The 13,798-nt window shown below is 50.8% G+C and carries 7 protein-coding genes; 1 reads left to right on the top strand and 6 read right to left on the bottom strand.

Annotated elements, in window-relative coordinates; translation table 11 throughout:
• Nucleotides 1-9 precede the first annotated feature (9 nt).
• The 6 genes from KRAC_RS10760 to KRAC_RS10735 form a co-directional block, all read right to left on the bottom strand.
• On the bottom strand, nt 10-504 hold the full coding sequence (locus tag KRAC_RS10760) for a zinc ribbon domain-containing protein (RefSeq protein WP_007906859.1): 495 nt from the start codon (nt 502-504) through the stop codon (nt 10-12).
• A 52-nt stretch (nt 505-556) separates the two neighbouring features.
• A complete protein-coding gene (locus KRAC_RS10755) occupies nt 557-3,184 on the bottom strand; it encodes an Hsp70 family protein (protein ID WP_007906858.1) in 2,628 nt (875 codons plus the stop codon).
• Nucleotides 3,162-3,803, bottom strand: coding sequence for a hypothetical protein (locus tag KRAC_RS10750; RefSeq protein ID WP_007906857.1), 642 nt, complete (start codon nt 3,801-3,803; stop codon nt 3,162-3,164). The genes KRAC_RS10755 and KRAC_RS10750 overlap by 23 nt, the downstream gene beginning before the upstream one ends.
• A complete protein-coding gene (locus tag KRAC_RS10745; protein WP_007906856.1) occupies nt 3,787-4,242 on the bottom strand; it encodes a hypothetical protein in 456 nt (151 codons plus the stop codon). The genes KRAC_RS10750 and KRAC_RS10745 overlap by 17 nt, the downstream gene beginning before the upstream one ends.
• On the bottom strand, nt 4,239-9,167 hold the full coding sequence (locus KRAC_RS10740; protein WP_007906855.1) for a tetratricopeptide repeat protein: 4,929 nt from the start codon (nt 9,165-9,167) through the stop codon (nt 4,239-4,241). The genes KRAC_RS10745 and KRAC_RS10740 overlap by 4 nt, the downstream gene beginning before the upstream one ends.
• A gap of 791 nt (nt 9,168-9,958) precedes the next feature.
• Complete coding sequence (locus tag KRAC_RS10735; protein WP_007906853.1) at nt 9,959-11,260, bottom strand: amidase; 1,302 nt, start codon at nt 11,258-11,260, stop codon at nt 9,959-9,961.
• A 1,568-nt stretch (nt 11,261-12,828) separates the two neighbouring features.
• Between KRAC_RS10735 and KRAC_RS10730 the strand changes: the two genes are divergently transcribed.
• A complete protein-coding gene (locus KRAC_RS10730) occupies nt 12,829-13,662 on the top strand; it encodes an aminoglycoside adenylyltransferase domain-containing protein (RefSeq protein ID WP_007906852.1) in 834 nt (277 codons plus the stop codon).
• Nucleotides 13,663-13,798 lie beyond the last annotated feature (136 nt).

The following is a 13,798-nucleotide window of genomic DNA, read 5'->3' as shown; positions in this document are numbered from 1 at the left end:
GAGACCGATTCATCCCCTACGATCTCTTCTCTGTGGACTCTTCCTTTTGTGAAAGAGGCCCTTCTTGCCGGATCTTGGGACTGGCATCTGCGTAGCAACAGAGGGGGGGGGAGATGATGTGCTCCCAGGGAGCACATCATCCCATGGATGCTCCGCCTCAATGTACTTTATCCCTTGTAGGGCAAGCACATTGGTTGGTGACTGGGCTAGCACTTGTTTCCATTGGTGCTGGGCCTCCATCAAATCATGTAATTCGAAACACGCCAGCGCCAGGGCATTACGGGCCTCGATATCCTTCGGGCACCAGTACACCACCGCCGCAAAGAGATCGCGTGCCTGCTCAAAAGAACCATTACGCGCCTTGAGGAGTCCAGCATTAAAGAGCTGCGCTGGATATTGAAGCAACCGTACATAGCTTTGCAGCGGTGTTCCACAACGCCTGCATTCTTGTGCGCGTGCATCATTCTCGGCCTGGCAGCTACTTTCGGGGCATGATACTTTCATTTCGCAACTCTCCTGTGTGGCATTGTGTTTATTGATTGGAGAATGCTCCATACTAGGAGGTATGGTCCTCTACCAACTTGCCATCGTCTCCATCTTCTTGGGAGTTGACCAAAACGTTCTTTATCTGTTGGAGACGTACCCAGGCTTGATTGGCCCGATGCTGTACCAACAGAGGATTGGTCTGGATATCCCGTGCTGCCGCATTGAGTTGATTCTTGATGAGGATGATTTCGTTCTGAAAATCTTTCCGTTTCCTCCCAGTGGCAATTTGATCAATTTCTGTCGCCTCCACAAGGATGCTATGGATATAGCTTGCCGCCTTTTCAGATTCTGAGAGAGTATTTTCACTTTTCACAGCCTTGGCATACAAAAGCGCTAGATGATCACGCAAGGCATAGAGCGCAACAAGTGCATTTGTATATCTGGTCTGGTCTCCAGCTTGGAATGCCTGATCGCCTTGTATTTGTTGGGTCTCGATTGCCTTGCTGATTTCTCGGCTATTATAGCCTTGCTGGGTAATTCCTGAATAGGTAGATAGTGCTTCAACAAAATTTTTGAGATTGAGACACTCCCCCACAACCTTCTCAAACACGTCTCGTGGAGGTTCAATTGAGCTCTGAGTGGGAGCAATGCTTGCAACTAGCTCCTCCAACTCCTCAAAATCATGAACGGCCTGTTCAGGCTCCTCTTTCTCAACAGCGGCCTCGTAGCTCTCTCTTGCCTTTTTATATTGTTCTTCAACACGGCTCTTCTTCTGAGTGTGCAGTGTTGTTGTCAATTTTTGAAATGACTCATCGAGAGCCTCTACTTCAGTGGCAGTCGGCGGCTTTCGCTCTGGTGGAGGCTCGATCTGCGTCTCAAAGGTTTTCTTGCCAATTGTGCCTTTGACAGTTATGCCTGCCAGTTCGTCGACGTGAAGCGTAAAGTGAACGGGGGTTCCTTTCGCCAGAGTGGGAAGGTCCTCAATGACAATTTCTTTGACCATTTTCTTCTGTTGGTATAAAGGTAAGCGGAGTCGCTGCGTATTGCCGGGGTGATAAAAGACGTCATCTTGGCTGGCAGGTAAGGTGCTCAGCGCCTTGATGAGTTCCTTCCTATATGGTTTGCCATCGCGGCTGACTTCTAGAGAGAGAGCTTTGGAGAGCAAGGCGGTTCCACTAGAACCACCGGTTGGGCGTAACGCATCCTTGCTCTGGCTTATGGAGTGATTCACGGTCGCGATCAGGGTATCGCTACCGCTAAAAATCTCAAACGTGAGTAGATTCTCGGCTGAAGTTTGTAACGGGACACGTGTAAAGCCGAAAGAATCGCCTCTTTTCAACGCTTGCTCATCCTCAAAGCCTAGATCTGGAATGGTGAGCCGGATGTATCCATCGGTAAGATCGAGGTCAGGGGCAAGCGCCTCAACTCGCCCTCCAATGGTGACTTGTCTGGCGGCGGTGACGCTAATCCCACGGAAGAGTACACGTACGGAGCGCTGTGCATCATAGTTGATTACTCCGCCGGTGGCAGAGGCGCGAATCGCGGCTCCTAAAGCTACAATAGTGTCGACCTTCTTATAAACAGGCTCAGTACATTTTGCTCGGGGTTCAGAGGCCGTTGGATCAGCACAAAATGTCTGGCGCACGAGCTCTCGTACCAACGGAATATGTGTCGTTCCGCCTGCGAGAATGATGGCATCGATATCGGCCAGGGTAATACCGGCCTTTTTCTGCGCGAGCTCCAGGGCCTGGTAGCAATAGGGGATGGTTCTTGCGATAAGGGGCCGCATGAGTGCCTCGATTTCGTCGCGCTCAAATGGGATATCAATGTTGACGGGCTGTCCCTGCTTATCATAGAGACTTGACTGACTGCGTAATATGAACTCATCTGATGTAGAAAGCGCCTTCTTCACGCCCTCAGCCAGGAGTCTGAGCTTTTCAAAGCGGTGGCGATCCTCAGGGTCATTTTTTATGTCCAGGTCGAGAGCATACTCTTCACTTACTAGGCGTTGACGCAGTTCTTCGGCCAGTATACTATCAATGTCATCACCACCCAGCCGGTTGTTTCCACTAATACCTAGAACCTCAAATGCTCCCTCAATACTACGCAGGATGGAGACGTCAAAGGTACCTCCACCAAAATCGTAGACCAGGAAGATTCCATTCTGTACCTGGTTTTGCCAGCAGTAGTAGCTTGCGGCAGCGGTTGGCTCATGCAATAACTCCAACACTTGAAATCCAGCCATCTCAGCGGCCTTGCGTGTTGCCTCTATCTGAGGCTGGTCAAAATAGGCGGGCACAGTCACAATAGCGCGATCAACGATCCATTCTGCGCTCTCACTGGAAAAACGCGCGACATCTTCTTCAATTTGCTGTTTCATTTCGCGTAGTATCAGCGAAGATACCTGCTCCGGTGTCAGTTGTTCATCCCCCAGGCGTACCGATGTTTGTTTGCCCATGACGCGTTTGACCGATCTAATGGGTTCAGGCGTCGTCCCGATGCGCTGAAAAGCTTTGGCGCCAACAATTTTTTGTAGGCTCCGGGGATCCTTCCAGACACAACTTGGCGTGGTCTCTCGCTTTGTTTTAGGATCTTTATGCAACACTATATCTGTATCAGTGGGGTTCATTATGGCGACCGCGCTATTGGTGGTGCCCAGGTCGATACCGATCGCTTTACTGATTTGTTGCCTGGCCATTCTCTTTATGCTCCTCGTATGAACGTGCGACTGCATGATGATTGCCATCTCTTGGCTCGGACTCAAGTGGTGCCCCCATCACGACCCGTCCGGCTCGAACCAGTGCGGGGCCTTGGTGAGCCTGGCGCATGCGTATGATGGGTTCATAGACGTCTATGACCATCTCTTCAGTCAGATGTTGCTGGTGTCGCCAGTGCTCAATTTCCACAAAATCGGCGACCTCTTCATATGATTTGCCGAGCGGAAATTCTATCTCAATACCAGCAGATGTCAGGGTTTCAAGCATCTGATCTTTGATGATGCAGAGAGACTTATAGAGGCGTGGCAATGTCTCCTGCCTCCCTTGTAGACGACTGCCCGGGTCTGGGCTGACAAAAGACGATGAAGAGCGCTGCAAAAGCATTTCTAGCTGAGCCACCAGTACAGCCTGTTCCGCCAGGGCCGCAAAACCGGTCTGAAATGCTTCTGTCTGGGCCTGGCGACCCTCGGCGAGGGAGGCATAATGGACACGTAGTAAGGCCGCTACCTCTGCAGCTGGTGAAAGCAACTCGTGTTCCAGAGGGAGCGCCTCACGCTCTTTAAAAATGCTCCAATCAGGTAAGTTACCCGCAGATGACATCCCATTCCTCCAACGGCAATGTATATCTGGGCACAAATGGTGTGCTATGAAGCACGGGTTCCAGATCGGCTTCCGCTATGGTTATTTCGCTCTCCAAAAGCTGTTGAAGCAGTTCCGCCGTATTCACATCTTCTACGCTCAGAGGGGGGGTCCCCTGCGCTAACGTTGCCAGGGTCACGGGCTTTCTTCGATGCCTACGTATAAAAGCCTCCCACTCTTCGTCTTCATACTGCGCCTCAGGGAACTCAAATAGCTCGTATGCCAGGCGAGTACGTACATTGGTCTTTAATTGTTCAGTTGCCCAGCGGAAGAGCATCTCCTCTTCTTTTGATTCAGCAAGTTGGTACAGTTCCTCTCCACGAGCGACGATCTCCGCCAGGGTTGCCCGCGTTGACAGCCGAAGGATATGAAAAGGATTTGGTTTCTCAGGTGTGATCATTTTTTGGTCTCTCTCTCAGATGAAAGATGTTTATTTAACTGATCAAGCTGTGTCTTTGCCAGGTTATTCGCACTATTAAACTCCAGCGCTTCTTCTAAAAGGCCCCTTGCGAAAATGAGCATTGCCCTGGCCAGGTGATTTTCTGTAGAGGTATTTTTCCCCTCTTCTACATGCTTGAGTGCCATCTGCGTCAGGACCGTAGAAAGCTGTTGTGTGATCATCTTGTTGTTTTCGTGCTCTGTATCCAACTCCAGGGCTTGTCTCAAGTATTTCTCCGCCTTCTCAAGCTGACCCAGATTGGTGCAAGTGATACCATGCTGATAATATGCAGTTATGTGGAGTTGACGCGCCCTTCTACTCAGGCGCGATGTTGAGGGCACTCGCGCTATATTCTGAAGGGCCTGATCAAAGAAATTCTTGGCCAGTGCCTCCTCTGCCTCCTTGAGGAGACGCGCATTGTCCTCTTCGGGTACAAGCTCTTCCATCTCCTGGATGAGTTGCTGCGTAGCGGGGTTCTGAGGATTGAGGATAGCAGCTTGCTTCCCACGGCTTAGGGCCTCTGTGTAACGCCCCTCTGAGGCAAGCCAGCGTCCATGGCGGAGACAAATTGTGGCGCGTTCTGCCTGGAGCCCCGATGGACTCTGTATAAGCGGTTCCGCCTCGTCAATAGCCTGGTACGCTCGTTCAAACTCCCCCTTTTCTGCGTAAGTATGCAGATCCCGTTTGAGCTGTATAAGCGCCTGAACGTGTGCATCTTCCAGCATTTCCTCTGAATTGGTGTAACCCGGGCTCCAGGATAGTGAGGCTTCGTAATCTCGTATGGCAAGCAGAGAATTATCGCGCACGTAGCCGCGGTAGTTCAAGTGTCTCGCGAGCGCCTGGTTCTCGGGCGCATAGGTATTTTTCTTTTCGCAGAGAGGAAGCAAACGGTCTGCTATCGCGCTGGCCCGCATCACGATTCGCTGCATTTCTTGTTTGCCCATGTTGAGATACAGATCGTAACTCCAATCGTTGTACCAATCGAGGCATGTTACCAGGACGCGCGTAATGGGAACATCAAGCAAGATAAAAGGTTCAAGCAGATCAATGCCTCCCGGGTAGTTTTGGCGGATACCTGAGGGAAGGCTTTTAATCTCCTCGGCGTTCTGGAGAGCCTTCTCTGCGTCCATCAGCAGCGATGCTCCCCATTCATTGAGTAACTTGCTTGCCTGACTGCTAACGTACCGTATTCTGCGATTATCGATATCTATCGCATAAGGAAGCCCATATGTACTGAGGGAAGAGCATAACTGTTGTTCTCCCGACCGGCAGAGGTCAAGGCAACGCGAGTGGGTTCGTGCCCGCTGGTAGTTTCCGGTCGCGAAATCCTTCTTCCCGCTTGTGCTGTGAAAAGTGAGGATGGTATCGAGTGCATCATGCCACACCTCCTCCTGTTGGAATGGGTCCAGGGTAGAACGCCCTCCCTGTTCATTTATTCCCCGCATCAACGCAAAGTAGTACCAGAAGGTTTCTGAACTTAGCAGCAGGACCCAGAGAGCCGTGCTTACCTCCCAGTCCCTTTCTGCGTCCTCCTGTCTGGCAAGCTTTGCCAGGGCCACTTCTCTATAGAGAACGCTGATGAGGTGCATAAAAGGCACTTCCGCCTGATGCTCTTGCAGTGCCAGGCCCCATTCGTGCTTTATCTGTTCGTGATCATCGTTCACAAGTGCCGTGGCAAGTTGGGGATGCTGCCCAATGACCAGGCCTATAGCGTGGTATCGCCCCGGTACAACCTCTACATCATCGAAGCCCGGAAAAAGGTACGCAAGCAAGCGCATGGTTGCGGCCTGTAATTCGATTTTGCGTGCTCGCTCCAGTAACATCTGTTTCGTTTTGGCCCCATTCGGCTCTGCTCCTGCCCAATGGGCAGCTTGCCGTAGATGCCTGGAAGCTTCAAGATATTCCCCTTCAGCGAGCGCTGTAACGGCATGGTTGCTTAAGAAGCGAAAGTACTCTTGCTGCCAGCTAGCTGTTTGTTGGTTATCATCTGCGTCGCGTAGTGCCTGTTCCCATAGACGAGAGGCTGATGCTGTTTCACCAAGTACTGCCGCAACTCGCGCCAGCGAGGCTGCCTGTTCGCGCGAATGTCTTGAGTGTGATAGATCGGTAAGAATTTTGGGAATGAAGGCGGGAACGCTGCCTTTATTGAGCGCATAGATGGTCAATAAAGGAAGAACGCGCTCTATATAAAAGGGGGCCAGGCTCTTTCGTGTCTGCTGGCGGAGAAGCTCTTCGTAGCCCTGTTCTGCCTTCCCGCTGTTGAAAGCCAGCACCATACTCAGGCTTTTACTAAGCAGTGCTCGTTCCGGTGAGGTTTCTCCGGGTGAGACGTCGTGAGATGGGTTAATGCGTCCATGTAAGAGGTCAGCCAGTATGGAGCAAACGCGACCGAGCCAGGTGTCATTGGGTACGATTGTACGCAGAATGGTGCTGGCTTCCTCGCGTTGGCTGTTGTGGCTGTAGATAAAGGCAAGCAAGATCTGCAATTGCCTGTTGTCTGGATCTTGCAGTATGCGCTGAGCCACATCCTGTCGTAGTGCCCGGCACTGTTGCCCATCGGCATTCACATAGAGAATGTGTAGCGCTGCCGCCACTCCTATCTGGCATGCGATCCGAATTTTCGGGTGCTTCCTGCTCTGTGCCGCTAGTTGCTCCAGGAATGGAAGCAATATACGTGCCTGTTCTCTTTGCTTTCCCTCGCTAACCATATGGGCAATTGCTTGAGCGAGTTCGCAGAGAGCTACTGGCTCTAAGTGCTCCACAGCCTCCAGTACTGTTTGCAGTTCCGTAACAGCACTAGCGACGTCATGGACGCTTCCATACCATAGAAGACCCAATGCTACATACCACATGAGCCATGGTTCTCGCTGTGCAGGTGTCAGTGCTCGGTAGGCGTGCCAGAGCTTTGGGTAGGTTTCAGCCCGCTGCTCAGAGAAGGCAATAAAATGAGCGCACCATGAAAGTACTTCACTATTACCTGGTAGTGTTTGTCTATCTTGATCTAACGCTTTCCGCCATGCCATCGCTGCCTGGGTACGGTATCTTTGAAGCTGTTCCTGTGGTAGGACACTTTGTGTGGTTTTGTACAAATAGAGATGGCCTAGAACGTAGTAGGCTTTAGCCAGACCCTCTTCAGCCAGACGTTCATTGCGCTCGATAGCTCTATCCAGCTGTCCCTCGCGTCCCTCCACATATGCCTGAAGCAAGCGTATTTTGCTATCGCGCCGCCCGGGAAAGACCTCATTCAGGTGGCGCTTTCCCGTATTGAGTTTGCCCTCGCGCAAAAAAAGAACTGCCAGGAGAAGCCGTGCTTGATGGTGAGAGAGCGTCAGGGCTGCTTTTTCCAGGAGAGTGATCCCCTGAGCCTGGTCCTGCCAGCGTAACGCCTGTACTCCCCGCCAGAAGAACTGATCGGCAAGAGGCAAGCGCGCGAAGAGGGGGTGTGCAATCAATCGATTCGTTACCTCCTGCTCCCCGCTACGTACTGAGCAGGCCAACCTTGTGCGTAGCACCTCTATCTCCTCAACGAGGAATGTTGTTTCTACCTCCCTCAGGTGGGTACCGGAAAAGCCTTCCCTTGCTAAGGCGAGGCGTATCTCTATAATATGTGCACGCGAATGCTGTTCAGGATTTCTCTTCATTTCTGTGAGAAGTTCCTGCATCTGTTGTTGTTGCTCCAGGGCGGGATCTATCTCCAGGAGCAGGCAGGCGACTGTCCAGCGCCCTGACCAGTTCGCAAGTGCCCGAAGGCAACGTACCGCGCTCTCGCGATTGCCGGAGAGGATTTCTGCCCAGGCCGCATAGTAGCCCCATTGAGGATATTCTGGATACTTTTCGGCAAGGGGTGAAAGCAGATGAGCCGCTTGCTGGATATCGCCGTTCAGCAAGCATATGCGTCCAAGGGTTGCCTCAACTATATCGCCGACATAGATGTGTAAATGTAGCTCTTTGAGACGAGCAACGTCTTCAACAGAGCATGGCAACGGGCCAGGGAGAACGCTTGTGTCGAGCCATTCAATGATTGTGCATAGCTGAAATAGCCCCGCGATCACGGGGTCTTGCATATACTCCGAGTTTGGGAAATGATCCTTCACCTCGCCACATCTGCCAAGTTGGATCCAGGAAGCCAGCTGCCCAATACGGGCGGTCCTATCGTTAGGGTCTGCAACCAGGGCACTGCTAAAATACGTACTCGCTTCAGCGGGTGAATCCTCAATGAGTAAACTGTAGAGCCCTTGGGTAGTACGCATGTGAGGAACTAAAATATGAAGGGGGACCAGGCGCTCTGTGATTTGAAATATGCGTTTGAGCTGGGTATGTTCCACAGAAAAGTCGAGATTACACAAACGGGTAAATAACGCTAAGATGGTCGATTCAGCATACACCTGGGGTGTTGATTGAATATGGTCTATGTATATGTCGAGGACATCATCCGCAAGCACCTCGTTTCGAGCTAATGCATGAGCACAGTAAACTCTCTCCTCACGGCTGGTAGAAGGGTTGCGATATGTGAGAGCAAACAGCTTACACGCCTGAACGGGTTGGTTACGTGCTTCGTAGGCCCGGGCAACTCGTAACCATATATCGGCGGGGCGTACTCCATTGAGCTCTTCAGGGCTGCTTGTGACAAGCATATTGCCCATATCTTCTACCGCTGCCAGGTCATCCTCGCTTAAGTGAGGCAGGCGGCTCTGATCAAGAAGCGTTTCTAGGAAGGGAAGCCATAAATGGATGGATTTAGTTGGCGAGTGATGCATTTGTTTTCGTACTTTGCGCAAAAGCACCAGAGCGACCGAAGGATCAGGTTCCGCTAGCGCCTGCTCCCATTGCTTCTTGAGACGCCCCTCACTTGTAAATTTATCCCAAAAAGATGTCTTTGGTTCCATACGCGTGTAACTTTCCAGAATCTTTTTGCCGTACCTGCATAAGTATATCTTATTTTAGCGAATCACATCTATGAGCTACATCACAGCTTATGGCTTCTGGGAGGTTTAACAGCAGGTGCCAGCATTCGGCTATCTGCTGTGTATAAGGAGTTCCTTGTAGAATATCTTCTGCATATGAGCCTGCGCGGTCGCGATTGACGGCCCACACATCAGCATGCCTTTTTCCTCATTTGGCTACTGAAGCTGTTTCTTGGTCAGGCAACAGATCCACGGCACTCCTTTTCCTAAGCTGAAGAAGAACCAGTTCCTGGTCCTGCGAGCCCCTTCCTGGTAGCGTGTAAGATCACCCACAAGCGTATCTCCCTCACTCTACTTGGACTAATAGGTCTTAGTCCAAGTAGACCCGAGAGCAACCTTGTTGTGTTTGTTGGTGGTGGTGTGCAGGGTAGCGTTACAGGCAAAGAAGATTTTATTGCGCGAGAAGGGAAGCTCCTGAGTGAGAGATTGGATAGGTTTTGACGGTTATAGTTATTCCTGCGACTCTTCGCTTGGAAATTGAGCCGCTTCCTTGGCACAATGCTGACGCATATGCAATTGCCATGGCTGGATCACGTGACTCACCTCATCAAAAGACACTTTTAGCGAATGCCCATCGCTTTCTCGAGATGTCGGCTCAGAATGTTCACATTGACGTTGCTCGGATTGATGGACAGATTGTTGGGTACGTAACAGTGTTCTCAGTTCTGACAGAACCAGACACATTGGTGCCATACCCTTTGATGGAACATAAATCAGACCATGCCCAGCGCCTCCGCCAGTCCTGGCGCCCATGCCAGCAGGTACTCGTCGCATTGAAAACGCCCGATGCATTGCAGGCCAAGTGGCAAACCATTGGCTGCGCTGCCGACAGGCAAACTGATTGTCGGCAAGCCCGCGTGTGTCCACGGCACGTTCATGGCAGCATCACCTGTGGTCGCTATGCTTGCGGGGGCTGGTCCAACTGCTGACGGGCAGATCCAGAGATCGATGCCGGCGGACTCCATCAGCGTTTCTATCTCGGTGCGCAGGGCACCCGGACTGGCCCGATAGAGGTCGAATTCGGGATAGCTGATAGCCAGTCCTTCGTGGATTGCCTGCGTTGTACGGGGCCGATAGAGTAGCTCGTATTGCCCGAACCAATCAGCGTGTGTCCGCGCCATTTCCGCGCACACCAGGCGCATATGGCGGTGATGGATTGCATCGATATCCTGGAATATCGGCACGCGGCGCAAAGTATAGCCTGCTTTTTCTAGCACTGCTACCTGTCGCTCAAAGACGGCCAGCGCTTCGCTTGAAGCCAGCGCCAGGTAGGGGCCTTCGGGAATGCCCAGCACCGGTTTCGTTGGGAGTGAGGCGACCGGTTGCCAGCCCTGACAGAGCAAGGGGGCAACTAGTTGCAGGCCCGCGAGGTCTTGCGTAAAGTAGCCGAGCGTGTCCAGTGTTGGGGCACAGAAGATCAATCCATCGGTGGCAATCCTGCCATAGGTGGCTTTAAAACCGATCACGCCGCAAAAAGCCGCCGGGCGAACGATCGAGCCGCTGGTCTGTGTTCCCAATGCGAGCTGACAATAACCTGCCACGACCGCTGCTGCGGACCCGCTGCTTGAGCCTCCAGGCGTATGCTCTGGATTATGCGGATTGCGGGTTGTTCCCGGTTCAAAATAGGCGAATTCAGCGGCTACAGTCAGGCCAAGGATCAGTGCTCCGGCCTCGCGCAGTTTTCTGATGCAAGAAGCCTCCGGGCCGTGGAATACTTCTGGCGGCAGCTTTGAACCGGCATGAGTGGCGAAACCATCGATGTGAAAAAGGTCTTTGACGCCTAGTAAAGCTCCATACAAAGCCGGGCGACGTGCCGGGTCTGGAAAGCGCTTCTGTAAAGCTACTGCCTCGTTCAGTAACCGACCGCGCCGGTTTTCCTCCGGCAACAATGCCTCAATGTATGGTTCTGTGGCTTCGATACGTGCGCAAATGTCATTGATATATGTTTCTAGTCCGATCTGTTCGCTACGCAGTGCCTTGACGGTCGCTGCAAGCGGGAATGGCGCGCTATACATATGAATTGCTTCCTTTCTCTGCATTACTCTTCACTCATTTTCTCATATGGTACGCATTTCCTAAGAAAAAAGATAGCTCGTGGGCAAGAAAGGCCCTTCAGGGGTCCCGACCTTTTTTCTGTGTTTTCCCCGTTAAACAGACAAAAATACATGTATAGAAGACTAAAGAAGCATCTCAAGACACATGCTGGGTCGAGAAACACCGAGTAGCTGGTGCGAACCTCTTTTACGGAAAAAGAATTAGATCTTGTAACAAGAATAGGCTGTATATGTGACATTTAGCAGAAAGCGAAAGGAGATACATACTAGTTTGTCGAGAAAGCCTCTTCCAGCACCATGAGCACGAGCGCATTTTTGGAGGGGCGTTAGATCACACGAAGCAAGAATCAGAACAAGGCGCGGATATCGCTGATGCCTTAAAAAAGGCAGTGTGGATAAATCAGATACTTGCAGAATTGCGTCAAGATATCATAAAACTAATGCAAGAGGGAACACGGGCCGAATAGATGAGCTTGTTCTCTTCTGAGCAGCATTGATCACGCGTCGAACCGTCTCATGCGAAACACCATAATCACCAGCAACCTTGCGTAGTGGTTCTTGGTTCTCAAGAACACGGCGTACTACGTTAGACTATTCGGAGACAGGGATTTTCCATGGTGGGGCGTCTGGTCCTGGGTGTCGTTGCGGTAAAGGAATGCCTACTGGATTCTCAAGGGCCTGTTCAAATGGGGTGCCAGATTGGGCATAATCAGCACTCGATTTCGGTGTATGGATTAGAATGTTATTGCGACCAGCAAACACCTTCTCAACAGGGATCAAGGCCAGGTGCGACCGGTGGTTCGTCGCCCGTCGGTTCCGTAAGAAGAAGAAGCCTTGACACATTGACAAAATCAACCAGTGTCAAGGCTTCTTCGTTTTCTCTGTGGTCAGAAAAAGGGGAATTCTCTGTTAGAACCTGATTCGCGAGCGACTATACTCCTTTATTCACTGTAGGGATTGTTGCTACCAAAGCAAATGGGAAAGTATCTATACATACCAGTATGGTCGGCGGAAGGAGCAATCTTTCCGCCGACCATACTGGTATGTATAGATAGGAACTTCTTTCTTTTTCGCATTCAGCTAGATCAAGAACGCTCAGCTCCTTTACTTATAACTAACAAGGATGCTAATCTCACGCCTATGGAAACAAGTACACAATTGTATGTGGAGAGCTAGAAACGTCTCTACAATACGTCCCCAATACCACCTAGATAGTTGCTTCAAGGCCTCGAGAAAACTAGCGTTATCATACTTGTACTGTTTTATACTATAAAGAGGTCTGTCGCTGTCAAAATGTCACTATCTCCATCGAATAGTTGCGATTCTGCTGGCGTTATTGTCTCAAATTGCTTTCCCAATACCGCTCGTAGCCGTTCTCCATGCTGGTAGACGTACTCTTGCAAGAGAGGGAGAATACGGATGGTGCAAGGAATAAGAAGAGGGGAAGTGGGCAAGGCTAGCTAGAACTTCTCAGGCATCTGGGCGCGAGATAGGAAACGCTTGTGTGTACTTATCCAAGGAGGTGTCAAGTGTCAATCAATCCTGATACTCGATTGCAGAACCTGCCACCCGAAATTCAAACCTACTCTCTGCAAATGGTTCAGTTACTTCATAACTATTTGCAAGGGAATTTATTAGGGGTCTACATAGTCGGTTCCGCAGCATTAGGAGGGTTTATTGCTGGTAGAAGCGATATCGATATACAAGGGGTATGTGCACGACAACTCAGCCAGGAAGAAAAGGAACAGATTACTTCCTTACTTGCCCATCCTTCCTTACCATGTCCAACGCGAGGATGTGAATTTGTTCTCTACAGTAGAGAGAAAGTAACTATCCCCTCTCCAACTGCCGGATTTGAAGTGAATCTCAATTCTGGTCCTCAAATGTGCTTTCACGTCACCTATGATTCAAAGGATGAATCATTTCACTGGTTTCTCCTCGATCGATCAATTGCACGAGAACATGGTATCAGCATTTTTGGCCCAGATGCTCACGAACTCTTTGGGGTCATTCCGAGAACATGGCTACTCAATGCTCTTCTCACTTCATTGCGCTGGCATACAGACCATGATGAGGCTGGCTATTCCAGTATCCTCAATGCATGTCGAGGGTGGCGATTTGCTGAAGAGAATCAATGGTCATCAAAAGTAGATGCGATTGAGTGGGCCAAAACACGTGTTGCTGATGGTGAGCTGCTTACGCAAGCTCTCGCTTTACGCGCCGGAACATGTGACAAAACATTAGATCAAAAGAAGGTAAAACAGTTTCTCAACAGCATCAGAGAGAGAATAGAGCAAGTACAACAGGTTGACACTCCCCGCACACATGACAGGGGATGCTTCTTTCATCCAGGAGGCTTGTAGCGTCCCATTGCTGAGGCTCCGTAGAGGCCCTCCTGTCCAGAAGCGTTTTACGAGACATAGGTATTCCTTTCTCTCCTCTTTTTTACATGAGAAACAGCGAGAAAGCGAAAAACAAAAGGCCTATAGTCGGATCGAT

Source organism: Ktedonobacter racemifer DSM 44963, assembly GCF_000178855.1.
In the GTDB taxonomy this organism is placed as follows: domain Bacteria; phylum Chloroflexota; class Ktedonobacteria; order Ktedonobacterales; family Ktedonobacteraceae; genus Ktedonobacter; species Ktedonobacter racemifer.
The sequence above is the reverse complement of the archived record's forward strand: the minus strand, read 5'-3'. Positions and strand labels throughout refer to the sequence as shown.

Bases quoted from the DNA above. Each gene is read 5' to 3' on its own strand.
- KRAC_RS10760 (WP_007906859.1), bottom strand. From the start codon at position 504: ATGAAAGTATCATGCCCCGAAAGTAGCTGCCAGGCCGAGAATGATGCA.
- KRAC_RS10755 (WP_007906858.1), bottom strand. From the start codon at position 3,184: ATGGCCAGGCAACAAATCAGTAAAGCGATCGGTATCGACCTGGGCACC.
- KRAC_RS10750 (WP_007906857.1), bottom strand. From the start codon at position 3,803: ATGTCATCTGCGGGTAACTTACCTGATTGGAGCATTTTTAAAGAGCGT.
- KRAC_RS10745 (WP_007906856.1), bottom strand. From the start codon at position 4,242: ATGATCACACCTGAGAAACCAAATCCTTTTCATATCCTTCGGCTGTCA.
- KRAC_RS10740 (WP_007906855.1), bottom strand. From the start codon at position 9,167: ATGGAACCAAAGACATCTTTTTGGGATAAATTTACAAGTGAGGGGCGT.
- KRAC_RS10735 (WP_007906853.1), bottom strand. From the start codon at position 11,260: ATGTATAGCGCGCCATTCCCGCTTGCAGCGACCGTCAAGGCACTGCGT.